This window comes from Xenorhabdus doucetiae (assembly GCF_000968195.1).
In the GTDB taxonomy this organism is placed as follows: Bacteria; Pseudomonadota; Gammaproteobacteria; order Enterobacterales; family Enterobacteriaceae; genus Xenorhabdus; species Xenorhabdus doucetiae.
In genome coordinates, this window is record NZ_FO704550.1 from 1,494,469 (window position 1) to 1,511,556 (window position 17,088).

The 17,088-nt window shown below is 47.1% G+C and carries 15 protein-coding genes and 2 pseudogenes; 5 read left to right on the top strand and 12 right to left on the bottom strand.

The genetic code is table 11. From position 1 onward, the window contains the following. Positions 1 to 4 precede the first annotated feature (4 nt). Positions 5 to 1,042: an IS630 family transposase gene (locus XDD1_RS06945; RefSeq protein ID WP_045968390.1), complete on the top strand. Its 1,038-nt coding sequence runs from the start codon at positions 5 to 7 to the stop codon at positions 1,040 to 1,042. 57 nt (positions 1,043 to 1,099) lie between these two features. On the opposite strand, the gene XDD1_RS06950 is transcribed toward XDD1_RS06945, so the two are convergent. Together XDD1_RS06950 and XDD1_RS06955 are read right to left on the bottom strand one after the other, a co-directional pair. After that, positions 1,100 to 1,432, bottom strand: coding sequence for a SymE family type I addiction module toxin (locus XDD1_RS06950; protein WP_045969865.1), 333 nt, complete (start codon positions 1,430 to 1,432; stop codon positions 1,100 to 1,102). Positions 1,433 to 1,441: 9 nt separating this feature from the next. Beyond that, positions 1,442 to 1,606: a hypothetical protein gene (locus XDD1_RS06955; protein WP_231854535.1), complete on the bottom strand. Its 165-nt coding sequence runs from the start codon at positions 1,604 to 1,606 to the stop codon at positions 1,442 to 1,444. 1 nt (position 1,607) lies between these two features. On the opposite strand from XDD1_RS06955, the pseudogene XDD1_RS19625 reads away from it, so the two are divergent. After that, positions 1,608 to 1,910 (top strand): annotated as a pseudogene (locus tag XDD1_RS19625) (IS66 family transposase); the annotation flags it as partial. A gap of 194 nt (positions 1,911 to 2,104) precedes the next feature. On the opposite strand, the gene XDD1_RS06960 reads toward XDD1_RS19625, so the two are convergent. From XDD1_RS06960 to XDD1_RS06980, 5 genes are read right to left on the bottom strand one after another with little or no spacing between them, the layout of a single operon-like run. Next, positions 2,105 to 3,619, bottom strand: coding sequence for a conjugal transfer protein TraG N-terminal domain-containing protein (locus XDD1_RS06960; RefSeq protein WP_045969867.1), 1,515 nt, complete (start codon positions 3,617 to 3,619; stop codon positions 2,105 to 2,107). 9 nt (positions 3,620 to 3,628) lie between these two features. Next, a complete protein-coding gene (locus XDD1_RS06965) occupies positions 3,629 to 3,967 on the bottom strand; it encodes a hypothetical protein (RefSeq protein ID WP_231854472.1) in 339 nt (112 codons plus the stop codon). Further along, on the bottom strand, positions 3,967 to 5,406 hold the full coding sequence (locus XDD1_RS06970; RefSeq protein ID WP_045969869.1) for an integrating conjugative element protein: 1,440 nt from the start codon (positions 5,404 to 5,406) through the stop codon (positions 3,967 to 3,969). The genes XDD1_RS06965 and XDD1_RS06970 overlap by 1 nt, the downstream gene beginning before the upstream one ends. A gap of 13 nt (positions 5,407 to 5,419) precedes the next feature. Then, complete coding sequence (locus XDD1_RS06975) at positions 5,420 to 6,388, bottom strand: TIGR03756 family integrating conjugative element protein (protein ID WP_045969871.1); 969 nt, start codon at positions 6,386 to 6,388, stop codon at positions 5,420 to 5,422. Then, complete coding sequence (locus XDD1_RS06980) at positions 6,385 to 6,786, bottom strand: TIGR03757 family integrating conjugative element protein (RefSeq protein WP_408068282.1); 402 nt, start codon at positions 6,784 to 6,786, stop codon at positions 6,385 to 6,387. Before XDD1_RS06980 ends, XDD1_RS06975 begins: the two co-directional genes overlap by 4 nt. Before the next feature lie 453 nt (positions 6,787 to 7,239). On the opposite strand from XDD1_RS06980, the gene XDD1_RS06985 reads away from it, so the two are divergent. After that, complete coding sequence (locus XDD1_RS06985) at positions 7,240 to 7,977, top strand: class I SAM-dependent DNA methyltransferase (protein WP_045969875.1); 738 nt, start codon at positions 7,240 to 7,242, stop codon at positions 7,975 to 7,977. A gap of 143 nt (positions 7,978 to 8,120) precedes the next feature. Here XDD1_RS06985 and XDD1_RS06990 read toward each other — a convergent pair whose 3' ends face one another. The 4 genes and pseudogenes from XDD1_RS06990 to XDD1_RS07000 form a co-directional block, all read right to left on the bottom strand. Beyond that, entirely contained in the window at positions 8,121 to 9,257 is a 1,137-nt protein-coding gene (locus XDD1_RS06990) for a PfkB family carbohydrate kinase (protein WP_084721123.1), read from the bottom strand. Positions 9,258 to 9,923: 666 nt separating this feature from the next. Beyond that, positions 9,924 to 12,383 carry an Ig-like domain-containing protein gene (locus tag XDD1_RS06995; RefSeq protein ID WP_231854473.1) on the bottom strand — a complete coding sequence of 820 codons (2,460 nt, stop codon included), beginning with the start codon at positions 12,381 to 12,383 and terminating at the stop codon, positions 9,924 to 9,926. Next, positions 12,352 to 12,756, bottom strand: a complete 405-nt coding sequence (locus tag XDD1_RS19870) for an inverse autotransporter beta domain-containing protein (RefSeq protein WP_231854474.1) — start codon at positions 12,754 to 12,756, stop codon at positions 12,352 to 12,354. Before XDD1_RS19870 ends, XDD1_RS06995 begins: the two co-directional genes overlap by 32 nt. A 126-nt stretch (positions 12,757 to 12,882) precedes the next feature. Further along, positions 12,883 to 13,927: pseudogene (locus tag XDD1_RS07000) on the bottom strand (IS630 family transposase). A gap of 277 nt (positions 13,928 to 14,204) precedes the next feature. Between XDD1_RS07000 and XDD1_RS07010 the strand changes: the two are divergent. Together XDD1_RS07010 and XDD1_RS07015 are read left to right on the top strand one after the other, a co-directional pair. Further along, positions 14,205 to 14,564, top strand: a complete 360-nt coding sequence (locus XDD1_RS07010) for a tlde1 domain-containing protein (RefSeq protein WP_045969880.1) — start codon at positions 14,205 to 14,207, stop codon at positions 14,562 to 14,564. A 3-nt stretch (positions 14,565 to 14,567) separates the two neighbouring features. Next, a complete protein-coding gene (locus tag XDD1_RS07015; RefSeq protein ID WP_045969882.1) occupies positions 14,568 to 14,960 on the top strand; it encodes a hypothetical protein in 393 nt (130 codons plus the stop codon). 410 nt (positions 14,961 to 15,370) lie between these two features. On the opposite strand, the gene XDD1_RS07020 is transcribed toward XDD1_RS07015, so the two are convergent. Continuing rightward, entirely contained in the window at positions 15,371 to 16,951 is a 1,581-nt protein-coding gene (locus XDD1_RS07020) for a TerC family protein (protein ID WP_045969884.1), read from the bottom strand. Positions 16,952 to 17,088: the final 137 nt, after the last annotated feature.

The window sequence follows — 17,088 nt, forward strand, 5'->3', positions numbered from 1 at the left end:
AATCATGAAAATTCATCTGACACCAGAACAAAAACGTGCCCTCGAATTGATGCATGATACCACTCGTGATAGTCGAGTCTGTGATCGCATCAAGGCCGTGCTTTTGGCGTCAGAGGGCTGGACAGCTCAGATGATTGCTCAGGCCTTACGTATTCATGAAACTACGGTAAGCCGTCACCTAAAAGATTTCATCGCGCAGGAAAAACTCACCCCCGAAAATGGCGGTTCTGAAAGCCATCTCTCTGCCAAACAAACCGCCGATCTGGTTGATTATTTGACGGCAAATTTGCTGCATACGACCGCTCAAATTGTGGATTATGTACGAGCTCGTTGGCAGGTGTCTTTCAGCGTGGGAGGCATGACGAAATGGCTTCACCGACAAGGTTTCAGCTACAAAAAGCCAAAGGGCGTTCCTCATAAATTCGATGCGGATAAGCAGCAACAATTTATTGATGACTACCAGTCTCTGAAAGACCGGGCAGGTCAGAATGAACCTATCCTATTTATTGATGCGGTGCATCCTTCGCAGTCCACAAAGCTCAGCTATGGTTGGATGAAAGCGGGGAAAAATCAGGTAAAAGTGGTCGAAACCACCGGCAGTCGTACCCGTCTCAATCTTCTGGGCGCCCTCAATTTACAACGAATTGAAGACACCGTGATCCGTGAATACCCGAGTATCAATGCCGAAAATATCGCGTATTTTTTCGGCGCTATTAGAGAAACTTACCCACTTTCGCAAAAAATTCATATTATTCTGGATGGGGCGGGTTACCACCGGGCAGAATTGGTGAAAGAGGTGGCATATGTCCTTAATATTGAACTGCATTACCTACCGCCTTACAGCCCAAACCTCAATCCAATAGAGCGATTGTGGAAGTATATGAATGAGCAAGTACGTAACAATGTTTATTTTCCGGATGCGAAGACATTCCGTGAAACCCTTCGTCACTTTTTTCATGTCACTTTGCCAGAAAAAGCGAAAGAACTCACGACTAGACTGACTGACAACTTTCAGATTTTAAAACCTGCATCTTCAAGTTAGATTGGTATAATTACGGATAAGTCGGGAAAGAAATAAAATCTTCCCGGCTATTTTTATTTAGCCACCGTTGTTCAGCACACTAAACATCCCGTCCTTAATCCCTTTTACCACCTGCCGCACCTGATAAAGCTGCTCGCGCAGTTCCTGCACCTCGTTGCAGTCGGCGATCAGCACGATTCCCCCCTGTGAAATCCTCACAGTAACGCCGGTTCTGGTGTCAAATCCCGCTTCCTTCAGCCAGTCGCCTTTAAGCTGGAGGCTGGGGCTTTGTGAGTAACGAGTGGGGACTTTGGTTTTACGGTTGGTGTGGCAGATGCCAACATAGCCGACTTTCACACGGTGCTGTGTTTTGGAAATGGTCACTTCTGGTGCTGAATTGCGTTCAGCCATGATTAAATATCAACGCATTACCTGCTTCATCTTCTCCTGCGTGATCGCCATATCCAGAATGCGGTAGATCACTTCCTGATCGTCTGCTTTAAGCTCATCAACCTGTTTACACAGTTCCTTTAATCGCTTGTTTTTAATATCGAAAACAGGGGAGGTTGTCCCTTCATCACCCAACCTGGGCAACCAATGGCCCAAACTGCTCCGCTATCTGGAGAACTGTCGCTTGTCGATCGACAATAACCGGGCGGAAAGGGCGATCAAACCGTTTGTCATCAGGTGAAAGGTGTGACTGTTCAGCCATACCCCGCGCGGTGCGCAGGCGAGAGCGATCCTCTACAGTGTCATTGAAACGGCGAAAGCCAATGGCATGATCCCCTTCGATTATGTCATGACTTGTCTGGATGAGTTATGCCAGCTCGCCCCGGATCTGGGAAAACTGCTGCCATGGAAAAAAGGTGATAAACAAGGTGTAGTTTAGCTGACGCTTACGAAATTTTCATGAACATGATACATATTCACGAAGACAACATCATGTGATAACTATCAAAAAAGCCGAAAGAATATTTATCTTCCGGCTTAATCTGTTTTTATTGAAAAATCGGTCTAATAATATCGGACATGCAACCTGTAAAATCATTCCACCCTGCATTGAAAGAGAAAATTCTCATTTTGCTATTTTCCCTTTGACATCATTTTCTGCATCACCATCTGCCCGAACATGCCGGCAGACTGCCTGACCTGTCCCACGCCCTGGCTCATCATACCGGCCATATCCCCCATCCGGACGCCGGCCCACGCCAGTGCCCCCAGCCAGACCATCGGCAGGACGATAAACAGCGTGCCCATCACCAGCCCCATAATTAAGTCATCGGAGGTGTTCTGCAACCCCGCCAGATTAAACAGGCTGTGGGTCTCTGAACCGTACAGGGCTTCCAGTAGAAAACTGTCCAGCCAGAGGGCGGTTTCCCACCAGAAGGTGAGAAAGTTCAGCGCAAAAATCACAAACGTCAGCGTAAAAACGGTCTTAAATTCATACGCGGCAAATAACAAAATCAACGGCAGCAGAATATACAATGCCATCAGGATCACCGCCTGCATCATCGGCAAGGCCTGGCGCACGGCATCAAACATCGGATAGGCAATCAATCCGCCCAACATCGCGCCCGCACTTGCACCAACCCGACTGAACCGGTCCCAGAGGGTAAAATCTGCATTGCCGCCATAGCCGGCATACACATAGCCGTCCTGCGACACCGCCAGGTTAACCGGACTGACCAGACGGCGGATCACCGCTTCTTTATATTCACGACTGTCTTTTCCCATCATTTTCAGGGCCGCTGATAAACGCAGCCATAATCCCGGATCGGCCTGCGCCAGCACTCTGGCTTCCAGTCCGGTTTGGGGTGTTGACCACCACGCTTTGCAGGTCGGATAACCGCCCTGCCCGGTATTGGGTCGGCCGCTGTCCCGGCTCTCGTTCCATGGGTAATTGGCTCTGGGCGTGCGCGATTGCAGGGTGTTATAGTCACCGGCTAAAAACGTGCGGCTGCCCAGCCAGTCGATATCATGCAGTGTGGCCGGATCTGTGGTTTGCCCCTGATCCCGTTGTTGCCACTGATACAACGCTAAGGCATAACAGTAATTGGTAAAATCCTGCAATTCCGCCGCCAGTGCGGCGTTGGCAATACGGGTGTGCTGCACGTCAAAACGCAGTTGCCGCAAATCAGGCCAGCAGGGAATGGTGGCAACCGCCGCTTGCGTCAGGCCCTTTGACAAGCGGTGCACCACTGCCCACCAGAGCGGCACGGCAGCGGTCTGATGATTGAGGCTGGACATCACCGGTGCATAACTGCTGTCGCTGGGTGCCTTGGGTGTCCAGGTGCCGCAGCTTTTCGCTCTGGATTGATCATACTGGAGGGTACTGAGGCTGACATTCACCAGCGGCACACAGCAGATCATCATGACGAAAAAGGCGCTGTACAGGGTGTTTTCAATACGGGCCAGCGACTGTAACCCACCATAACCTTCCTCTTCGCCGCTTTCCCTGACTTTCAGCCAGACAGCTATCACCTTTATCACCAAAGGGAGCGTAAACAACCCCGTAGCAATCAGGATCTGCCACAGGCCATTGTTGACGATCCAACCCAGTAAGGTCAGAAAATATTCCAGATAGCTGTTTGTGGTCATGGCGTTCCCTCAATAATGGCCTGACAGGGCATATTCACACAGCAGGATAAACAGCAGGCTGACCATCATCATACGCAACAACGCCGCACGGTATTCCGGCTTGGTTTTGGTAACCTGCCAGATTTTCCAGCCGCCCCAGCCCAGCATCAGATACAGGCCCAGCCGCCAGACCAGCCAGAACGGTTTTGTTTTTGCAATCCAATGATAAAGGTCAGTGAATTTTTCAGCATGATTAAGTCCTGAGCCGCCCATCACCAACGTGATAATGGTGACCGCAGTGATAATCAGGGCTGTCCTGAACCCTTTTTTCACTAACCGAATCATCTGTGCTTTTGTTATTTCTGCCATCACCGACCTGACCGACTGTTATTGCCGGGCATTTCCAGCCGGTGAAAACGCGCATCGCTACTGTCCGGCACCTGTTTTTGTGGATGAGCCTGAATGCGAACATTTTCCCGTTCGATAATAGTCAGAATAGAATTGCGGGCTAGTTCCTGTTTCAGTTGCATTTCATTTTTCAGCGCGGTGATTTCCCGGTCCAGCGCCGCAACCCGCCGTTCCCCTTCAGCTAAGGCTTCCGGCTGGGCCGCCGCATTCGGCTCTGACATGCCGGTGATAAGCATCCGCCGCATCAACAACGCCGTTTCAGTCGTTTCCGCCATGGCCAGCTCACCCGCTAAACGTGCTGTCAGCGCGGCACTGTCCGGATCACGCTGCAACGCCTGAATCACCCCTTTGGTCACCGCCAGACTGCCGGTTTTCAGTTTGGCCAGATTCGCTGCCGTCGGTTTTTCCGTGCCATTGACCAGCTTGACCAGTTGCTCAATATTGGCCTGAGTATGTGTTTCCAGCATCGGTGCAAACCCCGTGCCGGCCATCGTGGCACCCGGTTGTTGATTTTCTCCGCCACTGGTGCATTCCGCGGCATTGGCACAGGTGCGGATCGCCCGATCACCCAGCACTTTCACCACGGCATCGGCCGCCTCACGCGCATTCTGGAATTTGCGGCAGGCACCACCATCACAGTGTTGCGGGCGAACAGCAGACTGGCTCAGCACAGGTTGGTTGTTCATCATATTAAATCCCGCGCCGGCCAAATCGCGGGTCGGGCGGATAGCATTCTGTCCCCTGCCGCCCTGCTTTTTGCCGCCAATCCACGGATGCCCGCCCGTACCGGTGGCTTTGCTGCCGGCATTATTGATTCTCACTGCATCACCATCCCCGCTGTTAACCAGCGTCTTGTATTCCTGCATCGCGGCAGACTGTGTCCATTTATTGTTTTGTGCAAAATCCATCATCCGTTTGGCCATGTTCTGACAATTGAACTGGGCCTTGTCGAACGCCACATTGGCCTGCAAGACCCCATTGGTCAGCATGTCATACAGACCGGGATTGGCACGCTGAATAACCATCGCGGGCAGACTGGCTACCGCGCCGGTGGCACCCTGGATCACCTCACTCATCAGGTTCTTCAACCCCTCGGTAATGCCGTTCAGCTGATTGCCGACCGTGGTTTTTAAATCGAAGTTGCCGCACATAAAATCCGAACTCCAGCCGATTTCCAGTCCGCCCAGTTTGGCCGGGGAACGGCGGGTTGCCGGTTGTGAGATCACTGAGCCGCCGCCCAGGGTATAAAACAGCGTATCGGAGACGGCACCGCTGACATCCGCCCCATAACCCAGTGCACTGTGATTTACCTGCGGTAATGAAAGGGATACTGTATTGCCTTGTGCAGAAGCTGTTGCCAGCCCGCTTAATATCAACAACAAAGCGCTTATTCTGGTCATTATTCACCCTTATTCAGATAGCCGTACTGCCAAGAAAACGCTGTCCCCGGCGCTGACAGCAACTGTAGGGTTGCCACAGGGCATACGCCTGATTGCCCTTGCTGGCAGCCGGGTGTTCCCCATCAGGAAACACCGCACAGGATTGACTTAACTGCGGTGATAACCGCTGCCATTGATGGTTTTTCGTGCCGGTATTTTCTTTCACGACTTCAGGCGGCCAATAACCGTCAGTACGCTGACCTTTCAGGACCTGATAAACATGGGGCTGCCCGGCACGGGTGATAATATCGGCCACCCGTTGTGCCACTACGGCAGAGGCTTTGTTATCATCGGCCTGATTCACAAAGCCAGAGCGGGGGTAAATATTTCCCCACACATTGCCGGTCATCTGACTTCCCAGCTCCCGCTGACCCGGAATAAGCGCTTCGGGGTAGAATGATTCCGGCAAGCCGGTACGCCACGCGAGCGTATCCAGGGTACTCAGAAAATAGGGTACCAAGGGCGTGGCGGCACTGCGGCAGGAATAGCCGGGAATTTGCCCGCCAATCAGCTGGGTAGCGGGATGGCCGATGGCATCAGCGTATTTGAAACGCAGGCTGGTACGGCGTTGTCCCGCGATTTTAACCAGATGATCACCTCCTCCCGACGTCAAGTGAGATAACACACCGGTAACGGTATTTTCCACACCACCGGATAAGGGGCTAAACCCTGCCATTTCTGACCACGGATTACCGCCGGGGGCGTGATAGGTGGACACCACAGCTTCGGGCAGGTAATGCGTCACCTTAACAGAGGTTTTTACCGTGCAACCATGCCAGGAACAAAACAGCCAGTAGCAAATACCGCTGACCCGCCACTGAATACAGGCAGGCGAGATACTGCTGGCCACGATTTGGGCTGTATTGATGGCGGCCTGGGTAACCGGCGCAAATGCCGCTATCAGGGTGATAACAACCGGTAAAGTAAAGCGTGGCGTATTCATGACCGATTTTGCTCCCTGAGTGCGGTCGCGTTGGCCACATCTGCCGTGCCATATACCACTTCGCGGTCATCAAATACCACGGCCGGATACTTACGCACCCCTAATTGCCAGGCACCCACCACGGCACGGTAAGCCCCGATAAGTTGTTGTTCCTGCTCCCGCCATTGGGGGGATTGCAAAATAGCCTGGGCCTGCACAGTGGCTTGTCGGGGGTCTGCGGGAAGCTGACCAAAGCGCTGCTGATAAAGTTGTTCCGGGGCATCCAGCCAGATAACTTTACTGTCAGGAGAAAGATTCGCGGGAAGATCCTGGCTATCGGTATAGACCACCGTTTTTGCGTTGGCAAAGTGTGACGCCATCAATCCTGCAAAGAGTAATAAACAGAGCGTTCTCATCATGCCTTTCCCGTGTCACTAAACATCGGGATAGCGTGAAGAAAGCCCTGACAAAAGTCAGCGAATAATTGTTTTTCCAGAAAAGGAAAAAACGGGTTGATAGGCAAAGCCAAACCGCTTCAGCGATAGGCCATTCGCGACGGCTTGTGATGACATTTTTTACTTTTGTGGGTATGGGCATACCTTAAGCGGGCAATTACACAAATTCAGATACAGGGTCCTGATATCTGATTCTTATAACGGGCAGGTGCCTCTCAATTTAAACTGAACCGTCGTTTTGACTACAGTCCGCCGGGTTATGTTTTATTTCATTTAATCCTGATTTATCGCGGAAGATTACCCGTGTTACAAAAATAATTATATCGAATGATTTCGTAATACTTTATCTTTCTACAATTTCATCCTCATTCTATTTTTTTATAAAAATAAATATATTCTTTATCAGGAGTTATAATAATGGACGAGCAAGCAAGCTATGATGCTATTGGCGAGTATTATGAAAAATTTTCCAATACGGTCGCTCAACGGCAATCTGAGCTTCGGGATATACTCAATATGGTCGGAGATATCCGGGGAAAATCAGTCCTGGATTTAGCTTGCGGGTATGGTTATTTTGGGCGGGAATTACACCGCCGCGGGGCGGAAAAAGTTGTCGGCATTGATATCTCTGAAAAAATGATTGAACTCGCCAAAGCCAAATCTAAACTGTACGGTGATGATATTGAGTTTCACGTCCAAAATGTCAGTGAAATGCAATTAGAGGAAAAATTTGATATCATCGTTGCCGCTTTTTTATTCCACTATGCGCAATCCACTGACGAGCTCGAAACGATGTTTCAGGCCGTGGCAAATCATTTAAAACCCGCCGGCAAATTAGTTGCTTACATGGCTTCACCGGATTACCAATTAAAAAACGGAAACTGTAATAATTATGGTTTCACCATTTTAAGTGAAGAACCCTGGCAGAATGGCTTCCGGCATCAGGCCGAATTTCTGACAACCCCTCCCAGCCCGTTTACATTTTATCGCTGGAGTCAGGAGAGCTATGAAAACGCCATTAAAAAAGCCGGTTTTCAGCATATCACCTGGCAAAAACCCACGGTCTTAGAAAACGATTTAACACGTTACCCTGCCGGTTTTTGGGATATTTATCTGCAAAATTGCATTCACACCGGGCTTGTTTGTCAGTTTTAAGCTCACCGCTCATGCTCTCTGCATTGAGGGTGATATGTCATTCTGCCGGACATTAATCATGCCTGTCGTTTTCGATGCGTGAACATGAAAAAAATTGCCGGGTTTTCAGCCCGGCTCTAGCCACAATACACTGACGACTTTTATTATATTTGTCGGGTATACCCTGTTATTGCATCATTGGTTATTGAATAGGTATCCAATGCCAACAATTTTCCAACCGCGAAAGGCGACAGGGTTAATGAATACGTTAATTCGGTAGACACGACAAGCGCGGCGCAACGTTGGGCAAAATGGACACTGTCCTGAAAATCCATGCCGGCTAACGCACAATGAACCAATCCCGCCATCATGGCGTCCCCGGAACCGGTGATGGTGACAACATCAACTGGCAGTGCCGGCGCATGGCCTGAGACATAATCGAGTTCACTATAGTAAACGCCCTCGGCTCCCATACTCAAAACGACCCGCTGCACACCTTGTTCATGAAACCAGGATGTGACGGATTGGGCCGCTTTTATTGAGTTAATTTTCATGCCGCTGATTGTCTCCGCTTCCAATCGGTTGGGCCGGATAGTATGAATATAAGATAACCAGTTACGGACTATTCCAGCCTTATGGGAAGAAACCGGATTCACAAATACCGGGACATTACCGGCGTTTTTAAATAACCATGCCAGGGCATCCTCAGTTAAATTACAGTCGATAACCAATACCCCTGCCCGTTCAATGAGTGATTTAGATTGATTTAATAACTCAGGCGTGAGTTTTTTCAAAATATCCATATCACTGACGGCCGTCTGTAATTCCCCATTGCCACCGACGATTGAATTATAACTCGATGTTCTTTCATCGTTGAGTTTATGGGAATGGCTGACATCGACACCCGCTAACCGGGTTTCACTAAAAAGTCGTTTTCCATAGGCGTCATCACCAAAAACAGAAATTAAATAACTGTCATTTTTTAACGCGGCAATGTTATGTGCAATATTGCGGGCAACACCGCCTAACGTATATTTTGTTTTCCCTGGGTTGGAATCTTTCTTTAATAATTCAGCAGAGGCAAAGCTGGTAATATCCATATTGGACGCGCCCACTGTAACGGCATAATTTCCACTGGAAAAAATATACCCTTTGCCTTGTATGTGTCCTTTTTTTTGCAGATTCAGGATATGCCCTGCAACGCTTGAACGGCTAATCCCAATTGCATCCGCGATTTCTTTTTGGGCAAGAAAAGGATTTTTCCTGAGCAGTTGTAATATTCTGAACTCCAGATTATCCATTTTCCTCATATGATGCCCTTTATTATCGTTGAACATGGTTGTTTTTATTCCATTGATTAATGACAGTAAAGTTTATTTTTATCTATTGTGCCGGTAGTGAGAAAGCGATCGTAAACTTCATGATATAAGATTTACCGTTAATAATGTGATTTTAATCTTGAATTTTGTCCTGAAAAATAACCAATGCGCGGGATTTTAAAACAATTAGCCTGATAACCATATTTTATACTGGGGATTTACAATAAAAAACAAATGTTTATACTAGAGTTTCATTATTTTAAACATTTGTCTTTTATTCTGTTTTAATTTAATTCTTCAAATGAAATGAATATTTTTGATTTCATCAAAACGTGATAACAAACACACTTTTACAAACTCTCAATATAATTTCACGGGTTATTGTTAAGTAATGCTTTTTGTATTTAAATGATATTTTTTATTATAGTATCGCCTCTGTTTCATTATCTCTATTAATATCACCAAAATGTTTTTTATTGTGTGCTTATGGTTATCTATGTTTTAATTTTATCAATAAAACATACCGGTAATCGTAACAACTCATACTGATTTTATATTGAATCGAGTAAGACGAGATTAAAACTCCCCTCAGTGGCTGTTAAAACAGCCACTGACTTCACTGATAACGGGGCACCCTGTCCAATGCGGCTACTGCCCACACGCAAACCCGGTACTGGCCCAGGCATTTCGCATCCACCGGTCTGTTTCTGCCCAGAATGTCCATTTTGCCAGCCCTTCGGTTGAGCCAGAACGGCCTGCCAGATAATCCGTTGATGTCACATAAAACTCCCGCACCCAGCCCTCGTAACGGTAAAAATTACCCCACTGCGCATAAAGCCGTTCAAAAGCATATTTGGAGGCAATCTGGCTGCCGAGTGATTGGCAAAGTTGATTCGCCTTAAAATAAAACGCTTTTGTCAGCCCTGAGCGCGCAAACCAGGTATCACTCCTTAAGGTCAGTACCACCTGTTGCCCTGTCTCATCGGTGCCCGTCAGTCTTACGCCATCGGGGCGTTGCTGCACTATCACCGTATCCCCCGATACCGTGACCGACGATGAATCACTCTGCCAGTTTACCCGGCCTGTATTGTCGGCTGTGATAATGCGAAATTTCGCGCCCCGCCAGAATACCGAAGGTCCACGGGTGCCAAAGGATTTCTGGTTGGCATTGCCGCCCTGACGGTCAACAGCAACAGTATCAATGATACGTAGCAGGGGGATAAATTCCACCACCGGCGATACAACCTGCTGATCCCCGATTTTAGCCGTGACTGAGACCCATCCTGCCTGGTGACTGACAACGGTGGCGGTTGCATTTCCCTGACGGTCAGTCCATTCTTCCGCAGCAATCATCTCGCCAACATCGCCAGACCAGACAACCGCTTTATCCGGCACGCCCTGACCATCAATATCGGTGACCGTCACCGTAAAAGTGACACGATCTTCGCCATCCGCGACTGCACGGGTTTTATTGACCCGCAGGGTTGATAACAACACTTCATCAAACGTCACTACCGGGGCTGCGACCTGAGTATCGCCAACCTGGACCCGGACCTGATGCGGCCCCGCAAATGTGCTGGTCAGCCGGACTTGCGTCTGCCCCTGATGATCCGATTGTGTCCGCCCCGAGGACAACACACCGTGATCGGTTTGCCAAATCACCGGCTGATTTACCACCGGAACCCCCAGTGAATCTTTCACCATCGTCGTCAATACAATCGCATCCTGTCCATCACCTTTCGCCTGAACCTTATCAACCGTGATCATGGGTTTCAGCAGACGTTTAAATGTCACCACAGGAGCATCGAGGTTTTTTTCTGCCACAGCCACGTTAGCCGTTGCCGTTCCTGCGGTACGGCTGATTAACCGCGCGGTGGCTTCACCCGCACTGTTTGTCTGATCCTGCTTATCCAGCCATTGCCCGTTATCCACTGACCATTGTACTTCGGCGTTGGCAACAGGCTGGTTGGCCGCATCACGCACGGTGACGGTATAAAGGACACTGTCCTGACCATCCGCAATGGCAGTTTGCTTATCCAACTGAAGGATGTGAGTGAACGATGCAGTAAAGGTAATCGGTGAAGAAACCACGGTTCTGCTGCCTGCCGCCACCGTGACTGCGGTTGTTCCTGCTGTCAGGCTGGTTAAATAAGCGGTGGCCTGACCGTTCGCATCGGTTGTTAATGCAGATGATGAAAGCTGACCGAGATGCGTCTGCCAGCCAATGGCCTGATTGGGCACGGGTTCACCGGATGCGTTTTTGACGGTTACAGTCAGCGTTGCCACCGCTTTTCCGTCGGCTTTGAGGCTGTGTTTATCCACGGTGATCTCCGGTATCAACACGGCATCAAAATAGACCGCTGGCGCAATCGCCATATCCTTATCCACGGCAACACGTACCGTATGCAGCCCCTGCTGACGACTGCTCAACGACACAAATGCCTCTCCCTGCGCATCGGTTTTCTGTGTGATGTGTGACAATTTCCCTTTGTCACTGGACCAGGTAACCGTTTGATTGGGGATAGGTAGCCCCTCCTGATCGGTCACCACCACGGTATAGATCACACTGCCATTACCCTCCGCTTGTGCCTTAAGTTTATTTGTTGTCACCTGTAGCTGTTTTTCAGTCGGCAAACTGATAATCATCATGGCAGCCCGGTTGGAGCGATTCCCCCGGCTGTCAACAGCAATCCCGGAAAGCCGGACCGGTTTTTCTGTGTTTTTTGGCAACAGCAAGGTGACTTTATCTGGCTGCTGCTGAAGCATTTTGCCGCCTGCCTGTTGTAATTCCCCCGTATCCAGTTCCAAACGCGCAAGCGGGTATTTGGATTGAATAGTCGGTACAAAGGTGATTTCCTTTCCTTCATACCCGTTGAGGGAGGCCGGAAAGGCCAGTGTTATTAGCGTCTGCTTTTGATAATCCAATACCATATCATTGCGCCGGTTGACAAAATCAAACTGACTGGCTTTCAGGCTGCGCAGCGGTGCGACTTCGCTCGGGTCAAGCTGTTGGCTAAACGGAATACCCAATCGATAATTCATGCCCAGGGTAAAACGGTTTTCTCTGACACCCTGTTTACCCTGCCGAAAATCCGCGCCCAGCGTCACCAGGGGCACCCGAAGCAGTCTGATACCAGGGTAACAGCCAGTCAAATGAGAGGCCTTTTAACGAAAAACGGCTGTCGAAAGGTACGGTGAGGCGGGTATTGCCGTATTGGTTAAACCAAGGAGTCAGTGTGGATGTCACTGCGGACGAGAGCTGCTGAGCGGCCAGTGTTTTTGCGGCTTCACCGGGTGAGTGTGAGCGGGTTAATTGGCCCCATTGGGAGGTGATCTCCGCAAACTGGATTGTAGTATCGTTCCGATTGTTAGGTTCTGAAGCTGCATAACCATTAAGACTAAATAACAGACACAATAAGCTGATAACAAAGCAGTTTATTTTCCCTGGCAGAAGTAAATGAACTTGAGGATACACAGGCATGTTACTCTTTTCATTGATAGTGGAAATGGTAACATGCCTAAAAAGTGGAAAAAGCACTGTATTTAATTCTTTTCTCAATTGCAAAAATAATAGATGGAAATTGAAAAACAAATAGTAAATAGGTTTTCATAATTGTGATACACCCATTTTTCTCATCCCCGGTTTCTGCTGTTGTAAGGAAGCGGTTTCCATGAAGATTTTGACATGGTGAAGCAACTGCCACATAAATTGGCAGCAGTGGTTTCGTGTCACGGTTTCATGCAAGGATTGCCATAGACGTTCAATTTTATTTCACCCACGGGGATTAGGACGGTAAAAAGAGAAGGTTAAAATGGGGATTTTTTTCCAGCCAAACCCTGCCTTTCCGGCTCTTCTGAATGCAATAGTTATCTAAAATTAACGTGATTGTCTTGGCACTGGTATATTGATGATTAATTTCATCTAACAATTTGATAAATAAATCTGAGTTCTTTCTCAAGCCACCGACATACGTGATTTCTTTCGTTTTCGCATTGAGGCAACCCGCAAGGTAGTGTTTTTGGTTCTTTCCGGGGGTAACAACACGCTTTTGCTGTCCTTTGAAGCACCAGTCTGCACCGATTTTCGGGTTAAGGTTGATGTCCACTTCATCCTCATATAAGACAGGATGTTTCCCTGAGGCATTGGATAACGCCTCGCTGATTTTGGCCATTGGTTCATCATACTCAGGGTCAGGTAATTTTAAGGTTGGCGCCGCCCTTCGCCAAACGATGCCCGCCCGACAAAAGTAGCGATAGAGTGTACTTTGAGAGAGCGATATATTCAGTATCTCATTGATTTTAAGTGTAATCAGTTCAAGGCTCCATCGTGAACGGAGATAGCCAAGATGTTGTGGAGAGTGCTGTAATAAGAAAGAAATGACGGAGAGAAGCGGGGCTAAATTCCAGATGGCAGGCCTTCCCGCAGGGAGGCTTTTAAGCCCTTCCAACCCGTATAATGTTAACCAATTTACCCAACGATTAACTGAAGAACGTGAACAGTGAAGCGTTCTGGAAACGTGAGAAACCGTACTCCCTTCATGCAACATCAAGAGCGCGGTGAGGCGACGTGCATAGTTCTTATCCCGGGTTTTCTGGATAGCTTTTTTCATTTGACGTCGTTCATTTCGGGGTATTGATGTTATGATTGGCATGACTCAGTCCCTTTTGGGAATTGTTTTGATTTGGGCGATTAATCAGATCGCGAAAATCGGACTGAGTTCCCTTCAAGTGATCTACTATTTTGAAAACCTATTTAGAAAGGAACTTTTATTTATCTGGATTAAATCAAAAAAACAAAATGTAATATTTTTTAACAAATAAACTTATAAAATTATTTAAATCATAAACAACAAGTGTGATAAAGTATATAAAGTGAAATGGTTAATTTTTATTTAACTTAAATTTACTTTAAAGAAAAAGGATCTTTAAATGGCTTGGATTTATCATCAGTACTCAGGTGAGTTATATCATAACGACAAATTAGTTTTTCGTAATGGTTATAGTGGTAATGGAATACATAAAAATAATCCTGCATCAGAATCTATACGTGGAAAAGGACCAATCCCAAGAGGACGATATACAATAGGAGGTTATACCAATAGCAAAGGTGCAATGACTATCCATTTAGAACCGAGTCAGAGTAATAATATGTATGGAAGAGATCTTTTTAGAATTCATGGTGATAGCAGATCAAGGCCCGGAGAAGCGTCGGAAGGGTGTATAATTGTTGGAAAGGAAGCAAGAAGAGAGATTATCGATTCTATGGATAGAGAATTAATAGTGGAATAGTTTATGAAAAAAAATATTTTATTTGGAATGCTATTTATTCCCTATATTGCTTTTTCTTCAACAAAAGATGAGACTAAAAAAGATTTAGATTATTGTGCAACTGTTCAATCCTGGGCTGCACAAATTGTTATAAATGACGCTTATCGGAAAAATAATCAACTTGATAGAATGAGCGCAACATCTTCTCTATTGGAAAGAACCAAATTAGTAAAAGAAGGTAGGCCAATTGTTCTTAAAGAGTCGGGTCAGTTATATACGCAAACATTAGAAGTCACTATTCCGTATGTTGATAAAAACAAAAAACCCGTTGTTTTTATTGCATCGTCAATTATTTCAGCGGAAGAGTGTTCGTTAACGGAAGTAGCTTATTATAATATAACTAGTGAAAACGGGTAATATATTGGCGTTACTTGGATTTTTTACCAAGTGACGCCGTTAAAAAAATGTCTGTAAAGTTTGGTCTGGTTGTTTTCCTGAGAAATTTTACCTAGTGAAGCCACCTAAAAGTCGGATGCTTTGTCACAGTCTTGTTTTTCCTTTCTCATAATATTTTTACGTGAATAACTACATCACATCTATTTGATTATATTATTGAAAACTTTTATTTAACACGTTAGCCTGACAATGCCATTGGCAAAATCCAATAGTCGGGGATTGCTACCATTAAAACGGGTTCATTGTACTTAGGGTAATCGTGGGTCAATACCCTAAAAATTAAATCAAACTGATAAAACTTATAGGAATAAAAAAACCGGACTTATGCCGGTTTTTTCTTAGGAGGGATATCGTCGATGGCAGAGCGTGGATTATACTTCCATCTCTTCTTCCACCGTGAGTGGGGTAATTTTCACTTTATTGATGCGGTGGCTGGTGATTTCCAGCGCTTCAAACAGATAGTCACCAATCTTCAATTGCTCACCTTGTTGTGGAATATGTTGCAGATGTTCCATCAGCAAACCTGCCAGTGTCTGATATTCTCGTTTTTCATCCAATGGCAGTGGCACGTAAAGTACTAAATCTTCCAGTGGCATAAACCCATTGGCGATCCAATATCCCTCTTCCGTGACCTGAATATCATGGCGGGCATCAAGCTCTCCGCTACTGGCAGGGAGGTTGCCTGTAATGGTTTCCATCACATCGGTGACCGTGACCACGCCTTCGACAGAACCGAATTCATCGACGACAAAGGCAAAGTGGGTTTGTGCCTGACGGAATTGTTCTAACGCCTGTAGTAAGGAGAGGGATTCAGGGAAAATCAATGGCTGCTGGACTAATTTCCTTAAATCGAAAGTGTTGTGAGTGAGCTGTTGATTAAGGATATCAATCACGTGCACAACGCCAAGGGGCTCATCACTGCTCTGTTCGTCGGTGACCACAATACGCGTATGGGGTTTTTGTTCCAGTAACGTTGTCAATTTTTCCGTAGGGGAATGGACATCAAGATAAACTACATCGTGGCGTGAGGTCATAATACTGCTGACGGTACGTTGTGCCATGCTAAGAACACGGGCAATCATCTGGCGTTCCTGTGGCTCAAAGATTTCTTTGCTATCAGTATGATCTGCAATCAGGTCGGAAGTATGATTATCCAGCGCAGCATTTTCACGTTTGCCATTTAGAATGTGAAGAACAGCCTCTGCGGTTCTTTCGCGCAGGGAGCGGGAAGCGTTCAAGAACTTGCGACGATTAAATTGGGCGAACTGGTTCAGCGCTTCAATCATGATGGAGAAGCCGATGGCCGCGTAGAGATAGCCTTTCGGAATATGATAGCCAAAGCCTTCTGCAACCAGGCTAAAGCCGATCATCAGCAAGAAACTGAGACACAGGATAACGATGGTAGGATGCGCATTGACGAATTTTGTCAGCGGCTTACTGGCCCATATCATCAGGATCATAGCGATGGTCACAGCAGCAATCATAATTCCAATGTGATTGACCATTCCCACGGCAGTGATAACAGAATCCAGAGAGAATACCGCATCCAAAACGATAATTTGCACAACCACCGCCCAGAAGCTGGCACCTTTGCGTTGTTGGCTGGTATGCAGGGTTTTGCCTTCTAACCGTTCATTCAATTCCATTGTGGCTTTGAACAGTAGGAATATCCCTCCTATCAGCATAATTAAATCACGGGCGCTGAAAGGGTGTTCCCATAAAGTCACCAAGGGATTCGTCAGGGAAATGAGCCAGGATAGGCTGAATAGCAGTAATATTCTCATGACAAGAGCGAAGGAAAGCCCTGTCAGGCGAGCTTTGTCTCTCTCTTTTTCAGGAAGTTTATCTGCCAGAATGGCGATGAATATTAAGTTGTCTATTCCGAGAACAATTTCTAAAACGATAAGTGTGGCCAGACCTGCCCATATCGTCGGATCAGCGATCCATTCCATATAGTTTGTTTTACCTGTTATTGGGACGGCACTTGCCGACTATTCAATAATGCGTATTGAAATGCGAAATATCAATAGGGGATTTATCTCAGTTGGAAATTTTTTCAGCAAAAAAACGTTATGACGGTATCGGTTGC

What these genes read in the sequence shown, in the direction of transcription:
- XDD1_RS06945 (WP_045968390.1), top strand. Translation starts at nt 5, where the DNA reads ATGAAAATTCATCTGACACCAGAACAAAAACGTGCCCTCGAATTGATG.
- XDD1_RS06985 (WP_045969875.1), top strand. Translation starts at nt 7,240, where the DNA reads ATGGACGAGCAAGCAAGCTATGATGCTATTGGCGAGTATTATGAAAAA.
- XDD1_RS19870 (WP_231854474.1), bottom strand. Translation starts at nt 12,756, where the DNA reads ATGCCTGTGTATCCTCAAGTTCATTTACTTCTGCCAGGGAAAATAAAC.
- XDD1_RS06965 (WP_231854472.1), bottom strand. Translation starts at nt 3,967, where the DNA reads ATGGCAGAAATAACAAAAGCACAGATGATTCGGTTAGTGAAAAAAGGG.
- XDD1_RS06970 (WP_045969869.1), bottom strand. Translation starts at nt 5,406, where the DNA reads ATGACCAGAATAAGCGCTTTGTTGTTGATATTAAGCGGGCTGGCAACA.
- XDD1_RS07010 (WP_045969880.1), top strand. Translation starts at nt 14,205, where the DNA reads ATGGCTTGGATTTATCATCAGTACTCAGGTGAGTTATATCATAACGAC.
- XDD1_RS06960 (WP_045969867.1), bottom strand. Translation starts at nt 3,619, where the DNA reads ATGACCACAAACAGCTATCTGGAATATTTTCTGACCTTACTGGGTTGG.
- XDD1_RS06980 (WP_408068282.1), bottom strand. Translation starts at nt 6,786, where the DNA reads ATGATGAGAACGCTCTGTTTATTACTCTTTGCAGGATTGATGGCGTCA.
- XDD1_RS07015 (WP_045969882.1), top strand. Translation starts at nt 14,568, where the DNA reads ATGAAAAAAAATATTTTATTTGGAATGCTATTTATTCCCTATATTGCT.
- XDD1_RS06975 (WP_045969871.1), bottom strand. Translation starts at nt 6,388, where the DNA reads ATGAATACGCCACGCTTTACTTTACCGGTTGTTATCACCCTGATAGCG.
- XDD1_RS07020 (WP_045969884.1), bottom strand. Translation starts at nt 16,951, where the DNA reads ATGGAATGGATCGCTGATCCGACGATATGGGCAGGTCTGGCCACACTT.
- XDD1_RS06950 (WP_045969865.1), bottom strand. Translation starts at nt 1,432, where the DNA reads ATGGCTGAACGCAATTCAGCACCAGAAGTGACCATTTCCAAAACACAG.
- XDD1_RS06990 (WP_084721123.1), bottom strand. Translation starts at nt 9,257, where the DNA reads ATGGATAATCTGGAGTTCAGAATATTACAACTGCTCAGGAAAAATCCT.